Here is a 14,727-nt window from a genome sequence, read left to right as displayed (position 1 = left end):
CTCCGGTCCGTCCCGGCCCCGGCCCCGGTCCGTCCTGGCTCCGGTCCGTCCCGGCCCCGCCCCGCCCGTCGAGCTCGCGCAGCGGAACGGGGCACGATGGAAGACATGGATGCCGGACTGTTCCCCCGGTTCCGCACCGAGGTCGCGCCCGGCGCGGTGCACGTACCGGACTGGCTGGACGCGGCGGGTCAGCGGGAGCTGCTGCGGGCGTGCCGCGGGTGGGCCCGCCCGCCCGCCGGCCTGCGCACCGTCCGCACGCCCGGCGGCGGCACGATGTCCGCCCGCCAGGTCTGCCTCGGCCGGCACTGGTACCCGTACGGCTACGCCGCCACGGCCGTCGACGGCGACGGCGCCCCGGTGAAGCCGTTCCCGGCATGGCTCGGCGACCTGGCCCGCCGCGCCGTCGCGGACACGCTGGGGACGACGACACCCCCCTACGACATCGCGCTGATCAACTACTACGACGGCGACGCCCGCATGGGCATGCACCGCGACAGCGACGAGAGGTCCGACGCGCCGGTGGTCTCGCTCAGCCTGGGCGACAGTTGCGTCTTCCGCTTCGGCAACGCCGAGACCCGCACCAGGCCCTGGACGGACGTCGAACTGCGCAGCGGCGACCTGTTCGTCTTCGGCGGCCCGTCCCGGCTCGCCCATCACGGCGTGCCCCGGGTCCATCCGGGCACCGGGCCAACGGAGTTGGGGCTGACCGGACGGCTGAACGTCACGCTCCGGGTCGGCGGCCCGTAGCCCGGCGCGCTCGCGGATCATGGGAGACTCGCCCTCATGAGCGGCAAGGCGGACCCCCGGCCGGCGGGGGAAGGGACCACCTCGAGGACGCGTCTGGACCGGGGGCGCGGCGCGCTCGGCCCCGCGTTGGAGCTCGTGCACACCGGACGGGCGCCCACCCGGGCCGTGCTCACCGCCGAACTCGGGGTGACGCGGGCGACGGCCGGCGCGGTCGCCGCCGAGCTGGAGGCGCTCGGGCTGATCCGGGTCGACGCCCGGCCCGGCGCGGCGGCCGGCTCGCAGGGCAGGCCCTCGCACCGGCTGGAGATCGCCGAGGACGGGCCGGTCGCCCTCGCCGCGCAGGTGCACGCCGACGGGTTCCGGGCCGCGCTGGTCGGCCTCGGCGGCCGGATCGTCGCCACCGCGCCGGGCTGCGAGACCGTCGACGCGGACCCGGCGAAGGTGCTCGGCTCCGTCGTCGACGCCGGTGCGCGGCTGCTGCGGGAGACCGGCCTGCGCTGCGTCGGCGCCGGACTGGCCGTGCCGTCCGCGGTCGCCGAGCCGGAGGGCCTCGCGCTGAACCCGCTGCATCTCGCCTGGCCGGTGGGCGCGCCGGTGCGGCGGATCTTCGCGGAGCGGGTGCGCGAGGCCGGGATCACCGGACCGGCCTTCGCGGGCAACGACGTCAACCTCGCCGCGCTCGCCGAGCACCGGCACGGGGCGGGCCGCGGCGCGCGGGACCTGCTGTGCGTGGCCACCGGGCACCGCGGCGTGGGCGGCGCATTGGTGCTGGACGGCCGCCTGCACACCGGGAGTTCGGGCCTGGCGCTGGAGGTCGGCCACCTCACCGTCAACCCCGAGGGCCGCCCCTGCCACTGCGGCAGCCGCGGCTGTCTCGACGTCGAGGCCGATCCGCTGGCCTTCCTCACGGCCGCCGGCCTCGACCCCGGCCCGGAGGTCTCCCTGCTGCAGCAGGCCCGCGACCTGATCCGCGACCACTACGACACTCCGTCCGTCCGCGCGGCCGCCGAGACCCTCATCGACCGCCTCGGCCTCGGCCTGGCGGGCCTGGTCAACATCCTCAACCCCGACCGCATCATCCTCGGCGGCCTGCACCGCACCCTCCTCGACGCCGACCCCGACCGGCTGCGCGCGGTGGTCTCCGGCCGCAGCCTGTGGGGCCAGAGCGGCGGCGTGCCGATCCTGGCCTGCAGCCTGGACCACAACAGCCTGGTCGGCGCCGCGGAGCTGGCGTGGCAGCCGGTCCTGGACGACCCCCTGGCCGCGCTGGCGGCCTGAGCCCGAAGGAGCCAGACCGACCATGCGCATCTCCGTTTCCTCGGACATGGACGAGCCGGTTGCCCGCCTCCTCGTCGACGAACTGCGCGAACGCGGCCACGAGGTGGTGACCCACGGGGCGTTGAAGGCCGGCGACGACCCGCAGTGGGCCGTGTGCTCCCGGGCCGCGGCCCGCGAGGTCGCCGCCGGGACGTCGGACCAGGCGGTCGTGTGCTGCTGGACCGGCACCGGCGCGTCCATCGCCGCGAACAAGGTGCCGGGGGTGCGGGCCGCCCTGTGCACGGACGCCGGCACGGCCGACGGCGCCCGCCGCTGGAACGACGCGAACGTGCTGGCGCTGAGCCTGCGGCTGACGTCCGGACCTCTGCTGAAGGAGATCCTCGACGCCTGGTTCGCCGCCGAGCCAAGCGAGGACCCCGAGGACCGCGCGAACGTGGCCCTCCTCGACCCCGACCCCTCGTCCCGCCCCCGGTGAGACGACCTACCGGTCCCCGCCCCGGCGGTCCACCGCCGAGGCGAAGCCCAGCCAGGTGTGCCGGTTGCCCGCCCAGCACCAGCCGACCTTGGGCGCGTCGCGGCGCTCGCGGCCGTCCCGCCCGGTGCCGTTGCTGATCCAGATCGCCGGGGTACGGGCGTCCAGGACGCCGCTCGCCTTGCGCAGCCGGGAGCCGATGGTCATGAAGCAGTGGTTGCGCTCCAGGACGGCGGGCTGCTGCAGCACCCAGTGGATGCCCTCGGTGAGCAGTAACGGGGTACGGGCCTCCTTCGTGAGGGCGGGCAGCGCCTCGTCCGGACTCCAGCCGGCCATGTGGTCGCCGCGGTCCAGGCCGGTGACGACGTGGAGCGGGGAGTCCGGCAGCACGACGCCGTCGAGCGGGGCGAAGAGGTCGACATCGGTCATGTCCGTCACGACGAAGCCCGGTTTGCCGTCATGGCGAAGCAGCGGCGCGAGGGCGGAGGCGGGCGCCCGGTCCGGGTGCACGGTGAGCAGGGCGCCCTCCCCGCCCGCGACGGCCTCGGCCGCCGCCGCGGCGAAGGCGCGGAGCCGGGCGGCGGACAGCCCCGCTGACCGGTGCACCCCCAGTTCGATCAGTCGTTCGGCCTGCGCGCTCAGGGCAGGTAGGGCCGGGAGAACGGTGGAAGCGGCGGACGTGGCCGACGTGGCGGACGTGGCGGATGTGGTGGACGTGTTTGCGGGCACGATGCTCCCAGGGATCGCGACGTCGATGGGTCCGGGCAACGAATCGGCCCGCCGGATCGTTCCCGCGTGTCCTCGCCCTGTGCGCCGACGGTGACTCAGCGCAGGCCCGCAGGTGCGGAACCGTACATACTGACAGGTAACGTCCACGGGGCCGCCGCGCCCAGGGCCGAACGGTCCGCAACCGCCGGTCGCCGCCCGCGTGTCCCCTTCAGCGAGGGAGGCCGACATGACGACAGAGACGACAGAGACGACAGAGGCGACAGAGGCGACGGACAAGACACCGCACAGGCCGCGCCGGCGGACCGTCGCACTCGCCGCCGCAGCGCTCGTACTCACCACCCTGGCCATCACGGGCTCCGTCGCCACCGCGGACGCCGGAGCGTCGGCGCCCGCCCGGACGGCCCCGCAGTCCCAGGACATCGCGACATCGGTTCTCGGCACGGACTACAAGGTCACGCTCACGGCCCTGCGGTCCACGTCCGACAAGTACGCCGCCACCGTGCGCATGCGGGTCTTCGTCCGTGACGGCGGGGTCTGGAAGGAGTCCGACCACATCACGGTGGGCAAGGCCGGCGGCTGGTTCTGGTACCCGCTGACCGGCAGGCACGCGGTCCGCGAGTTCGCCACCGCCAGCACCGAGCCCGCGCCCGTCGACGTCAGCCTGCTGATCACGCCGTCGATCGGCTACTCCGACACCTTCCACTACCTCATCAGTCACGGGGACGTCACCCGCCGCTGAGCCGGACCGGGAAGCAGCCGCCCGCCGCCCGCGTACTCCCCCCGTGGTAGGCGCGGCGCCGCCGGCCGTACGACGACCGGGGCCCCCTTCGGGGACGACCCTCGGAAGCGACGGGACGACGAGGCCACCGCCTCCGTCACCTCCATCGCGACTCCGAGGAGTTGAACCGACATGCAGACCCTGGCGCACTTCGGCGACGGCGGGCCCGGCCCGTGGATCCTGCTGTTCCCGCCGCTGGTCTGGGCGGCCGTCGTGACCGGCGCCGTCACCCTGCTGCGCCGCACGGTGCGGCGCGGACGCGGCGGCGCCCCGTGGCGGCCCACCGTTCAGGAGAACTCACCGATCACCGTGCTCGGCCACCGCTTCGCCTCCGGTGAGATCGACGAGGACGAGTACTGGCGCCGACTGCCCGCCCTGGAAGCGCAGTTCGGCCGCACCGGCAGGGGCGGCAGGGGCGGTGCGGCATGACCACGACGACCGCCACCCGCACGGCCGCCCGGGTCGTCGACGCCGTCAAGGTACAGCCCCCGGCTCGCCGGGGCGATCGGCTGCCTGCCCGAGGTGGACACCGCCGTGGGGCTCGGCCGCGGGGTGGCCGTAGTCGACGGCAGGGGGGAGGCGTTGACCGTGACCGACCCGGTCGCCCTGGAACGCACCTTCGACCTGGGCGACCTCGACGGCTCCCTGCGCCCCCTCGGCGCCGACGGCATCGCCCTCACCCGGAAGGAGGCCGACAGGCAGCACCTCACCACTGGCGACACGGCGCGGCTCACCTTCGCCGACGGCCGGACGAAGACGTTCACCGTCCGTGCCGTCTACGGCCGCTCCGAACTCGCCGGCGACTACGTCATCACCCGCGCCGCCTGGGCCCCGCACCGCACACAGGACGCCGACACGCTCGTCGCGGTCACCTTCAGGGACGGCGTGAGCGCGGACGCGGGCAGGGCCGCGGTGCGGAGGGTCGCCGCTCGCTACGGCAACCCCGAGGTGCAGACCCGCGACGCGTACGCGCGCTCCTCGGCCGGCGGCATCCACATGATGCTGACCCTGGTCTGCGCGTTGTTCGCGCTCGCCTGATCGCGCTGCTGGGCATCGCCAACGCCCTCACCCGGCGATTCACGAACGCACCCGCGAACTGGGCCTGTTGCGGGCCGTCGGCCAGACCCGCCCCAACTGCGGGCCATGGTCCGCTGGGAGTCCGTCCTCGTCGCCGCCCTCGGCACCGTGAACGGCCTCGCCCCGGGCACCTTCCCAGGCTGGACCCTGGTCGAAGCCTCCGACGGAGCGAGCGACAACGCCTTCGCGTTCGCCGTCCCGCCCGTGCGGCTGCTGACCGTGGCCCTGGTGGGCCTGACGGCCGGCGTTCTGGCGGGCCTGCGCCCGGCCCGGCGGGCGGCGTGCCTGGACGTCCTGCGCGCCGTCGCCGCCGACTGACGGTGACGGCCGACTGATGGTGACGGCCGGGCGACGATCCCGGCGGCGGGGCCCGACGACGCCCCCGCGCCGCCGCGTGCCGGCCACGTGCCGGCCGCGGGGCGGCGGCGCGGGCGCGTGCCGGGATGTCTCACCGCCCGGTCAGCCTGCGACGGCGGACCGGGCGGGAGCGTGTGCGTTCCTGTGGCCGTCGGCCACGGGTTCGACCTCGGCGAACCGGCGGGCCGGCGTGTCGGCCGTGCGGCGCGGGGGTCGGGCGGCGGCGGTGACCGGCGAGGTGGGCAGGGTGAACCAGACGACCTTGCCCGACTCGCCGTCCGGGCGCGCGCCCCAGCTCTCGCTCATGGCGGCCACCATGGCGAGCCCGCGCCCGCTGGTGGCGCCGGGGCCGACGTCCCGTACCTCGGGCAGCCGGGGGTCGTGGTCGCGCACCGAGACCATGAGCCGGTCCAGCAGCAGCTCTATCTCGACGGTGCACACCTTGTCGGGTTGGGCGTGCCGGTGGACGTTGGTCAACAGCTCCGTCACACCGAGCACGGCGCGGTCGATGAGGGTGTCCAGATGCCAGTAGCGCAACTGCGCTGAGAGGATTCTGCGGACCTGGCCGATCCGCGACGGCAGGGCTTGCAGCTCTACCGCGCAGTGCCTGCTTGGGTGACTGATCACGGCTGCGACTCCCCGACTTGAAGGGTCCGGAAGAACACGGAGTTCGGATCCAGCAGCGCCAGAATGGAAAAGGCCGCCTGCTGTCGTGCCCGGCGGGCTGGTTCGCAGCGTTATCGCCGGTAAACCCAGAGTGACGTGTGACCAGCGTGGCGCAAGGGGCGCGACACCGCAACTCGCGCGGACCGTCCGCGGATCCCGCGTATTCCGCGGCTCCCGCGCGTCCCGCGCCGGCCGGTCCGCCGGGCGGCGCGGGACGCGCTCAGCCGCCACGCCGGGCCGCGTCGCGGACGGCCTCGATGAACCGGCGTGCCGCGGGCGGTCCCGCCTCGCCCGGAGCGGGGTCGTGATCGCCCAGGGTCAGCAGGTACCGCTTGCCGCCGAGGTCCGCGAGCGCCCGGTCCTGCGGCGCGAACCAGGGCCGCGAGGCGCGCACCGCCCGCACCGGCGCGCTGTCGATCTCGCTGCCGTAGCTGGTGAGCAGTTCGACCCTGCCGCCGCTGATCCGGACCTGTCCGGCCCGGGTGAGCGAACGCAGCCGCTTCCCGATCCGCACGCCCGTGGCCGTGAACTCCGGCTCGGCCATGCCGCCCCACCCCCTCGTACGTGTCCGGTGCGCCGACCGCCCGCCCGGGCGGGCCGCGGTCCAGCCGCTCGCATGGTGATCCAGTGTGTCTCCGTCCGCTGCAGTCTGCCCGCGCCCGGCGTCGGGCACCAGTGCGCACGGGGGCCTCACCCAGCGCGCCCGGAGCACACGCGTGAATGCGCCCCCACCCCCTTGCGCCCCCTGTGCCCCAGGCCGGTCTTTGGGCTGCTCAAAGCAGCGTTTATGCAGGTGAGAAGCGTGCGTGAGATGTCTATCATCGGTGCGACGGCCGTGCCTTCCCCCGTGTGCGGCCCTGCGTGAGGAGCACCGCCGTGACCATTTCCCAGCAGATCCCGGACGGCGTGACCCTCGACATCGACCGCAGCGACGAGACCTACCGCGGCTGGCTGAAAGAAGCGGTGCGCAAGGTTCAGGCGGACGCCAACCGGTCCGCCGACACCCACCTGCTCCGGTTCCCGCTGCCCGAGAAGTGGGGGGTCGACCTGTATCTGAAGGACGAGTCGACGCACCCGACCGGCAGCCTCAAGCACCGGCTCGCCCGCTCGCTCTTCCTCTACGCCCTGTGCAATGGCTGGATCCGGCCCGGCCGACCGGTGATCGAGGCGTCCAGCGGCTCGACGGCCGTCTCGGAGGCGTACTTCGCCAAGCTGATCGGCGTGCCCTTCGTCGCGGTCATGCCGCGCACGACCAGCGCCGAGAAGTGCCGTCTCATCGAGTTCCAGGGCGGACAGTGCCACTTCGTGGACGACCCGCGCAGCATGTACGAGGAGTCGGCCCGACTGGCGGCCGAGACCGGCGGCCACTACATGGACCAGTTCACCTACGCCGAACGGGCCACGGACTGGCGCGGCAACAACAACATCGCCGAGTCGATCTTCCGCCAGCTGGAGCTGGAGCGGTTCCCGGAGCCGGCCTGGATCGTCGCCACGGCCGGCACCGGCGGCACCTCGGCGACCATCGCCCGCTACGTCCACTACATGCAGCACGACACCCGCGTCTGCGTCGCCGACCCGGAGAACTCGTGCTTCTTCGACGGCTGGAGCACGGGTGATCCGGACGTCACCTGCGACTGCGGTTCCCGCATCGAGGGCATCGGCCGCCCCCGCATGGAGCCGAGCTTCCTGCCCGGCGCGATCGACCGGATGATGAAGGTGCCCGACGCGGCCGCCATCGCCGCCGTACGGGCCCTGGAGCGGGTCATCGGCCGTCGGGCCGGCGGCTCGACCGGCACCGGGCTGTGGAGCGCGCTGAAGATCGTCGCCGAGATGGTGGCCGAGGGGCGCCGGGGGAGCGTGGTGACGCTGCTGTGCGACCCGGGCGACCGGTACCTGGACAAGTACTACTCGGACGCCTGGCTCGCCGAACAGGACCTGGACATCGCGCCCCACACCGCGGCGATCGAGTCCCTGCTGCGGACCGGAGTCTGGTCCGGCTGAGCCCTCAGCGCGTCAGGCGCCGGTCCAGCGAGGTGACCGCGTCCCGGAAAGCACGGCCGAGGCCCGCCCGAGCGGCCTTCACCACCAGCCGGAAGGGCGCCGACCCGTCCGCGGCGAAGGTCCACCGCACGCGCGTTCCGTCGCCGGCGGGCACGAGCCGCCACTCCTCCGCGAGCGCCCGTGGCCCCGGCGCGCCGGTCGCGTCCACGCGGTAGGCGTACACCCGCGCCTTCTCGGCGGCGAGGACCGTCTCCTCCAGACGCGTGCCGCCCCTGAGCCGGATCTCGCGCCGGGCGCCGTCGTCGAGCGGCCGGGCCGCGGTCACCGCCGCGAACCACTCCGCCCAGCCCGGCACGTCCTCGGCGAGCGCGCGGTAGACCGCGTCCGGGGCGGCGCGGACCTCCCGGGCGAAGACCAGTCGGACGGGCGCGGTCTCGAGGAAGTCGAGCCCGACGGGACGCAGTCGGCGCGGCATGGACATAACCCCCTTGAGGGGAAGGGCGGTCGGCCTGTCGGCGGCACGATATCCGGCGGCCCGCCGGATGTCTGCACCGTCCGGCCGGATGCCTGCACCTTCGGCCGGACCCTTGGACCGTCCGGCCGGCTGCCCGCACCGTCCCGCCGGATCAGTCCTCCGGCTCGCCCGCCACCACCAGCCGCCGCAGCTGCTCCGAGATCTCCGCGCGGGCCGGCTCCGGCAGACCCGCGTCCGTCACCAGGGTGTCGACCTGCTCCAGCTCCGCGAACGAACTCAGCCCCACCACACCCCACTTGGTGTGGTCCGCGACCACCACCACACGCCGCGCCGACTGAACCAGCCGGCGGTTGGTCTCCGCCTCGGCGAGGTTCGGCGTCGACAGACCCGCCTCGACGGATATGCCGTGCACCCCGAGGAACAGCAGGTCGAAGTGGAGCGCCCCGATGGCCCGGTCGGCCACCGGGCCGACCAGCGAGTCCGACGGGGTGCGCACGCCACCGGTCAGCACCACCGTGGCCGCGCCCTGCCGGGGGCCCGAGGTGCGCTGCGCCGCGTGGAAGACGTCGGCCACCCGCACCGAGTTGGTGACGACGGTGAGGTCCGGCACGTCGAGCAGATGGTGGGCCAGCGCGTACGTCGTCGTGCCCCCCGACAGCGCGATCGCGGTGCCCGGCGCCACCAGTTGGGCCGCCGTCCGCGCGATGTCCTCCTTGGCGGTCAGCTCCAGCCCCGACTTGGCCTCGAACCCCGGCTCGTGGGTGCTCGCCTCCACCACGGGCACCGCTCCGCCGTGCACCTTCTCCAGCATGCCCTGCCGGGCCAGCGCGTCCAGGTCGCGGCGTACCGTCATGTCCGACACGCCGAGCTTGCGCGTCAGCTCGTTCACGCGCACGCCGCCCCGGCGTCGCACCTCGTCCAGGATCAGGGCGCGCCGCTGCTCCGCGAGGAGGTTCTGATTCTCGCTCACGTACGCTCCGGTCCTTTCGTCAAGCGGTCCGCCACACCCCGCGTATCCTCCCCGGATCCTCGGCTCCGCCCGAACCCGGGGGGACCCTCGTCGACCAGGACGTTCTCCCGGCCCCGGTGCGCGGGCGTCCCATCCTCGCACGCCTCGCGGACAGCGGCGCCACCGGCGGCCCCCAGCGCACACCCGCCACCCGTTTCCCGTGCGTCCCGCTCCGGTCACCCGGACAGGCGAGATTCGGTAACGACAGGTGTGAACCGCCCTCCCAGCGGAGATCCTGTGCCCGCACGCACAACGCAACGGCGCGTCACGGGGAAGTGCGACAGTGGAACGTGCGCAGGAACGTGCCTCGGCCGGCGGGACGGACGGCCCCGCCGCGCGGTCCGGGGAATCCGCAGCCGCCCTCGAACTCCTGGTGCACGGAGTCGGCGGCACCACGCCCGAGAAGATGCTCGACGACCCGCGCACGGTGCGGGTCACCGGTGACCACACGGCGGCCGTCTTCCGGCGCGCCGTCGACGCCGACGCGGAGAGCAGACCCGGCGAACACCGCGGCAGACCCGTGCCGGAGGCGTACGTCTGGTGCAACCTCACCTCCGGCGACAGCAGCCGCGCCCTGTGGCTCCTGCTGCTGCCGTTCATGGTCGTCAACCTCGCGCACTGGATGCGCCCCACCGCCCGCGGGCGAGGCCGCACGGTCCGCCTGTACGGCCTGCTGGTGCGGCTCGCCGGACTGACCCTGACGGTGCTGCTGGTCGCGGCGGCCTGCGAGGTCGCCCTGGACCTCGTCGCCTGGCAGTGCGCGGGCACGCGCGCGTGCGCCGAACGGCACTCCTGGCTGGGCTTCCTCTCGCCCGACGCGGCGCACGCCGGCTGGTGGAGCCGGCCCGGGCGCAGGCTCGCCCTCGCCGCGGCGGTGCCGGCCGCGCTCACCGGCCTGCTGTGGTATCTCTCCCACCGCACCTGGAGCGCGTACGAGTCCCAGCAGCCGCTCTCCCGGACCGACGAGCCGGAGGAGGAGACCGGCCGTACCGCGCTGGGCCGTCCCGGCTTCTGGTACGGGCGGCGGCTGGTCGCCCGGCTGCGCGCCGCCCACACCGCCGCCGGGCTGCTGACGGTGGCCGCCGCGGTCGGCTCGGCCGCGGCGCGCTTCGACCGGGCACCCGGCGGACCGGCGGTGCTCGACGTGCTGGGCCGGGGCCTGCAGGCGGCGTTCGTCGCCGCCGACGCCGCCGTGCTGTGGGTGGTCTGCCGCCGCGGCCGCAGTGAGAACCGCCTCGACCGCCACCTCGACGAGCATCTGGTGCGCCGCCTGCCGCTCACCGCGCTGGCCCTGCTGGCGCTGACCGTGGTCTACGCCGGCTGGGAGCGCCCGGGATGGCGGTCGGCGGGCCGACTGGCGGGCGGCCACACCACGTTCGGCGGCATCGCCCTGCTCCAGGGCCTGCTCGTGATCGCCCTCGGCGTGACCGCCCGCCTGCTGTACCGCACCCACCCGGACCCCCGCGCCGCGATGCGGGGCCTCGGCGGACCCGCCGTCGCCCTGCTGGCCTGCGCGCTCGGCGGGGTGATGTCCGGCGGGGTGGCGCAGCGGGTGTCCGACTGGCTCGACGGCACCGGCGCTTCCATCGACGGCCCGCCCGTCCTGCTCACCTGGCAGGCGTCCGTGATTCCCCTGCTGCTCGTCGTCGTACTGGTGCTGTGCGGCCGGCTGGGACGGCGGACCTGGCTGCTGCGGCGCGGCGAGCTGGGCCGGGTGGAGCACGACTACCCCGGCGAGCCCAAGGACACGGCGCGCACCCGCCGCATCGCGACCACCCGCGCGATGGCCGCGCTCACCGACCGCGGCCCCCTGGTCGTCGCCGTCGTCTCCGTCGCCACCCTGGTCCTCGGCGCCGGTGCCCTCCTCGGCGCGCAGTTCACCGAGAAGGCGCCCGGCCAGGCCGCCGGGCACGCCCCGACGTTCGTGCAGGGCGCCGCGGCGACCTCGCAAGCGCTGGGCTCCTGGCTGATCGGGTTCGGCTTCATCCTGTTCGTCACCTGGGGCAGACGCGCCTACAAGGACGCCTCCGCACGGCGCACCATCGGCATCCTGTGGGACGTCGGCACCTTCTGGCCCCGGGCCGCCCACCCCTTCGCGCCGCCCTGCTACGCCGAGCGCGCGGTGCCCGACCTGACCTGGCGGATGGCGGCCTGGACGCGCGCCACCGGCGGCCGGCTCGTGCTCTCCGGCCACTCGCAGGGCAGCGTGCTCGCGGCCGCCGCAGCCTGGCAGCTGGGGCCCGCCGACCGCAAACGGATCGCCCTGCTGACCTACGGCTCCCCGCTGGAACGCCTCTACGGCCGCTGGTTCCCGGCCCACTTCGGCCCGGCCGCGCTCACCGGCCTGCACCACGAGGTCGACTGCTGGCGCAACCTCTACCGGCCCACCGACCCCATCGGCGGCCCGGTCCGGCTGCCCGGCGACTGCGGGCCCGAGGTGGACCGCCCCCCGCTGAAGGACCCGCTGGCCTACGGCCGCACCGCGCGTCATCCGCTGCCCGCCCCGATCCTCGGCCACTCCGACTACCAGGCGGACCCGGCGTTCGCCGAGGAACGCGAGCGGCTGCTGGCCCGGCTGCGGCCCGGACTGCCCGGCCCGCGCCCTCAGGAGGACTCGGGCAGGTCCTCGGCGTAGAGCAGGGTCAGGTCGTCGGTGTCCGGCTCGGCCAGCTGCGCGACCCGGCTAGCGTGCCGCTCCACCATCGCCTCGAAGGTCTGCCGGGCCGTACGGCCGTTGCCGAACGCGGGCCCCTTCGGCAGGGCGGTGAAGTACTTCAGCAGGGCCTCCGACGCGCCCGGCGCGAGCCGGTACTCGTGCTCGTCGGCCTGCTGCTCCACGATCCGCAGCAGCTCCTCGGGACCGTAGTCGCCGAAGGTGATGGTCCGTGAGAAGCGCGAGGCGACACCGGGGTTGACCGACAGGAACCGCTCCATCTCGGCCGTGTAGCCCGCGACGATCACGACGACCGCGTCCCGGTGGTCCTCCATCAGCTTCACCAGGGTGTCGATGGCCTCCTTGCCGAAGTCCCGGCCGGCGTCCTCCGGGGACAGCGCGTAGGCCTCGTCGATGAACAGCACACCGCCGCGCGCCTTGTCGAAGGCCTCCTGGGTGCGGATCGCCGTGGAGCCGATGTGCTCGCCGACCAGGTCGACCCGGGACACCTCGACCAGGTGGCCCTTCTCCAGGACGTCGAGGGAGGCGAGGATCTCGCCGTAGAGGCGGGCGACCGTGGTCTTGCCGGTGCCGGGGGAGCCGGTGAAGACCAGGTGCCGCTTGACCGAGGCCGCCTTCAGCCCCGCCCGCTGGCGGCGCCGGCCCACCTCGATCATGTCGATGAGGGCGCGCACCTCCCGCTTGACGCTCTCCAGGCCCACCAGCGCGTCGAGTTCGCCGAGCACGTCCTGCGAGGCCCGCGCCGGCTGCTCCGGCTGCGTGGCGGCGGCCACCGGCGCCGTGTCGCCGCTGCGGGGGCCGGGGACCGTGCCCAGCAGGCCGCCGGACGGGGCGGTCGTCTGCGTGACGGTCTCCCGGGCCGTGGGCGGACGCACCCCCGCGCTCTCGTCGCTGGTGCAGTCCTCGACCACCGGACCGGCGCCGGGCGCGGCGTCCGCACCGGCGTCCGCGAACTCGTAGCCGCCGCGCGCGCACCGCTCCGTGCGGCACTTCTTCAGCGTCGTACGGCAGCCGTCTATCACGTGGAAGCCGTATCCGCCGCTGCCCGTCACCCGGCAGTTCAGGAAGGAGCCGCGGCCGCCCGCCGACACGTAGAAGCCGGCCTCGGCGGGGGAGTCGACCGTGCACCGCTCGATGGTGGGGTCGGCGCCCTTGGTGACGATCACGCCGGTCTGCGTGCCGTCCACGGTGCAGTTGTTGAGGGTGCCGCCGCTGCCGTGGTCGCGGAACCAGGCGCCCGTCGCGGCGTCCCGGATGCGGCAGTCGTCGAGCTGCGCGGTCGCGCCGTCGCTCACCGACACCGCCGTGTTGCGCACCTGCGACAGGTCGCTGTCGACGACGTCCGCCCGCGAACCGCGGTCGAGGACGAACAGGGCGTCCGGCACGTCGTGCACCCGGCACGAGTCGAGGACCGCGGTCGCGCCGTCGCTGACCCACACGGCCGGGTAGTCGCCGGTGCTGTCGAAGATCTCGCACTGGTTGGCGTCGACGCGGGTGCCGGGGTCCCACACCGACAGCCCGTTGCGCCCGAACTGACGCACCGACGTGCGGGTCAGGGTGAGGACCGAGCGGGAACGCAGGTCGACCGCGTTCTCCGGGATGTCGTGGATGCGGCAGTCGGCGAGGGTGAGCACCGCCTCCGTGTCGAGGGTGACGCCGTCCGCCGTGGTGCGGTGCACATCGCAGTCGGTGAGGTGCGCGGTGGCACGGCCGGTGACCTGGACGCCGCTGCCACGGACCTCGTACACCTCGCAACCCACCGCCTCCAGTGCCGAGTTCTCACCGGTGGCGGTCAGACCCGAGCCGGAGGCGTGGTGGATCCGGCAGCGCTCCAGGCGCGGGTGCGCGCCGCCGCGCACCGCGACGCCCGCCTGCCCGGCCGCGACGACCTCGCACTCCTCGAACACGCCGCCCCCGCCGTCGACCACGGCGATGCCGATGCCCGCCGGGTTGTCGACGGTGCACCGGCGCACGGTCGGCCGCGCGCCCGCGCGTACCTCGATGCCGGCCGCGGACCGCGTCACGACCCGGACGTCCGTCAGCTCCGGCGCGCCCTCCTCGACGAGCAGCGCGGGCGCGGCCGCGTCCTGGCCCTCCACGTACAGGTCCTGCACCACCGCCGAGGCACGCACGGTCAACGGCACCCCGTCCACGGGCGCGATCCGCACCGAGCCGGGGGCGCCCTCGGGGCCGCGCAGCGTCACCGCCCGCTGGACGACGAGGTTCTCCCGGTAGGTGCCGGGGGCGACGGTGAGGACGTCACCGTCGGCCGCGGCCTCCAGAGCGGCGGCGAGCGATGCGTACTCACCCGTGCGGCGCCGCCACCGCGACGTGCCGGTGTGCGTCACCTGGACCGTGCCCTGTGCCATGGCGTTGCTGTGCCCCCACCTGTGTCGACGCGGGTTGTCGCCGAATGCTTCGGCCGGTCCACCGTAGCGTGCGCGAGGGGGGTGGGTTGACCACA

General features: G+C 74.6%; 13 protein-coding genes and 1 pseudogene. 8 read left to right on the top strand and 6 right to left on the bottom strand.

Annotation, left to right across the window (positions count from 1 at the left end; translation table 11 throughout):
* Positions 1 to 105 precede the first annotated feature (105 nt).
* From AB0G63_RS26520 to AB0G63_RS26510, 3 genes are read left to right on the top strand one after another with little or no spacing between them, the layout of a single operon-like run.
* The gene (locus tag AB0G63_RS26520; protein WP_360754857.1) at positions 106 to 747 is read left to right on the top strand and encodes an alpha-ketoglutarate-dependent dioxygenase AlkB; all 642 of its coding nucleotides are present in this window, start codon (positions 106 to 108) and stop codon (positions 745 to 747) included.
* A gap of 36 nt (positions 748 to 783) precedes the next feature.
* A complete protein-coding gene (locus tag AB0G63_RS26515; protein WP_360754854.1) occupies positions 784 to 2,025 on the top strand; it encodes an ROK family protein in 1,242 nt (413 codons plus the stop codon).
* A gap of 22 nt (positions 2,026 to 2,047) precedes the next feature.
* The gene (locus AB0G63_RS26510; protein WP_360754851.1) at positions 2,048 to 2,500 is read left to right on the top strand and encodes an RpiB/LacA/LacB family sugar-phosphate isomerase; all 453 of its coding nucleotides are present in this window, start codon (positions 2,048 to 2,050) and stop codon (positions 2,498 to 2,500) included.
* A 6-nt stretch (positions 2,501 to 2,506) separates the two neighbouring features.
* Here the strand turns inward: AB0G63_RS26510 and AB0G63_RS26505 are convergent, their stop codons facing one another.
* Entirely contained in the window at positions 2,507 to 3,139 is a 633-nt protein-coding gene (locus AB0G63_RS26505) for a DUF5701 family protein (RefSeq protein WP_360754972.1), read from the bottom strand.
* Between the two features lie 313 nt (positions 3,140 to 3,452).
* Here AB0G63_RS26505 and AB0G63_RS26500 point away from each other — a divergent pair, with 313 nt between their 5' ends.
* The 3 genes and pseudogenes from AB0G63_RS26500 to AB0G63_RS26490 all read left to right on the top strand — a co-directional run.
* A complete protein-coding gene (locus AB0G63_RS26500; RefSeq protein WP_360754848.1) occupies positions 3,453 to 3,965 on the top strand; it encodes a hypothetical protein in 513 nt (170 codons plus the stop codon).
* 171 nt (positions 3,966 to 4,136) lie between these two features.
* On the top strand, positions 4,137 to 4,433 hold the full coding sequence (locus AB0G63_RS26495; RefSeq protein WP_360754846.1) for an SHOCT domain-containing protein: 297 nt from the start codon (positions 4,137 to 4,139) through the stop codon (positions 4,431 to 4,433).
* A gap of 54 nt (positions 4,434 to 4,487) precedes the next feature.
* A pseudogene (locus AB0G63_RS26490) lies at positions 4,488 to 5,399 on the top strand (ABC transporter permease); the annotation flags it as partial.
* A 141-nt stretch (positions 5,400 to 5,540) separates the two neighbouring features.
* Here AB0G63_RS26490 and AB0G63_RS26485 read toward each other — a convergent pair.
* Both AB0G63_RS26485 and AB0G63_RS26480 read right to left on the bottom strand, forming a co-directional pair.
* Entirely contained in the window at positions 5,541 to 6,065 is a 525-nt protein-coding gene (locus AB0G63_RS26485; RefSeq protein WP_360754843.1) for an ATP-binding protein, read from the bottom strand.
* Positions 6,066 to 6,324: 259 nt separating this feature from the next.
* A complete protein-coding gene (locus AB0G63_RS26480; RefSeq protein ID WP_360754841.1) occupies positions 6,325 to 6,648 on the bottom strand; it encodes a hypothetical protein in 324 nt (107 codons plus the stop codon).
* A 332-nt stretch (positions 6,649 to 6,980) separates the two neighbouring features.
* On the opposite strand from AB0G63_RS26480, the gene AB0G63_RS26475 reads away from it, so the two are divergent.
* On the top strand, positions 6,981 to 8,105 hold the full coding sequence (locus AB0G63_RS26475) for a PLP-dependent cysteine synthase family protein (RefSeq protein WP_360754839.1): 1,125 nt from the start codon (positions 6,981 to 6,983) through the stop codon (positions 8,103 to 8,105).
* A 4-nt stretch (positions 8,106 to 8,109) separates the two neighbouring features.
* Here the strand turns inward: AB0G63_RS26475 and AB0G63_RS26470 are convergent, their stop codons facing one another.
* Together AB0G63_RS26470 and AB0G63_RS26465 are read right to left on the bottom strand one after the other, a co-directional pair.
* Entirely contained in the window at positions 8,110 to 8,580 is a 471-nt protein-coding gene (locus tag AB0G63_RS26470; RefSeq protein WP_360754836.1) for an SRPBCC family protein, read from the bottom strand.
* 151 nt (positions 8,581 to 8,731) lie between these two features.
* A complete protein-coding gene (locus AB0G63_RS26465; protein ID WP_360754833.1) occupies positions 8,732 to 9,550 on the bottom strand; it encodes a DeoR/GlpR family DNA-binding transcription regulator in 819 nt (272 codons plus the stop codon).
* A 322-nt stretch (positions 9,551 to 9,872) separates the two neighbouring features.
* Here AB0G63_RS26465 and AB0G63_RS26460 point away from each other — a divergent pair, with 322 nt between their 5' ends.
* Positions 9,873 to 12,224: a hypothetical protein gene (locus AB0G63_RS26460; RefSeq protein WP_360754830.1), complete on the top strand. Its 2,352-nt coding sequence runs from the start codon at positions 9,873 to 9,875 to the stop codon at positions 12,222 to 12,224.
* Here AB0G63_RS26460 and AB0G63_RS26455 read toward each other — a convergent pair.
* On the bottom strand, positions 12,194 to 14,632 hold the full coding sequence (locus AB0G63_RS26455; protein WP_360754828.1) for a right-handed parallel beta-helix repeat-containing protein: 2,439 nt from the start codon (positions 14,630 to 14,632) through the stop codon (positions 12,194 to 12,196). The two genes, AB0G63_RS26460 and AB0G63_RS26455, sit on opposite strands and share 31 nt — an antisense overlap.
* Positions 14,633 to 14,727 lie beyond the last annotated feature (95 nt).

The sequence above is a fragment of the Streptomyces sp. NPDC020996 genome, assembly GCF_040641355.1.
In the GTDB taxonomy this organism is placed as follows: Bacteria; Actinomycetota; Actinomycetes; order Streptomycetales; family Streptomycetaceae; genus Streptomyces.
This window is presented reverse-complemented; position numbering and strand designations above follow the sequence as displayed.

Bases quoted from the DNA above. Each gene is read 5' to 3' on its own strand.
- AB0G63_RS26480 (WP_360754841.1), bottom strand. From the start codon at position 6,648: ATGGCCGAGCCGGAGTTCACGGCCACGGGCGTGCGGATCGGGAAGCGG.
- AB0G63_RS26515 (WP_360754854.1), top strand. From the start codon at position 784: ATGAGCGGCAAGGCGGACCCCCGGCCGGCGGGGGAAGGGACCACCTCG.
- AB0G63_RS26520 (WP_360754857.1), top strand. From the start codon at position 106: ATGGATGCCGGACTGTTCCCCCGGTTCCGCACCGAGGTCGCGCCCGGC.
- AB0G63_RS26500 (WP_360754848.1), top strand. From the start codon at position 3,453: ATGACGACAGAGACGACAGAGACGACAGAGGCGACAGAGGCGACGGAC.
- AB0G63_RS26455 (WP_360754828.1), bottom strand. From the start codon at position 14,632: ATGGCACAGGGCACGGTCCAGGTGACGCACACCGGCACGTCGCGGTGG.
- AB0G63_RS26470 (WP_360754836.1), bottom strand. From the start codon at position 8,580: ATGCCGCGCCGACTGCGTCCCGTCGGGCTCGACTTCCTCGAGACCGCG.
- AB0G63_RS26495 (WP_360754846.1), top strand. From the start codon at position 4,137: ATGCAGACCCTGGCGCACTTCGGCGACGGCGGGCCCGGCCCGTGGATC.
- AB0G63_RS26510 (WP_360754851.1), top strand. From the start codon at position 2,048: ATGCGCATCTCCGTTTCCTCGGACATGGACGAGCCGGTTGCCCGCCTC.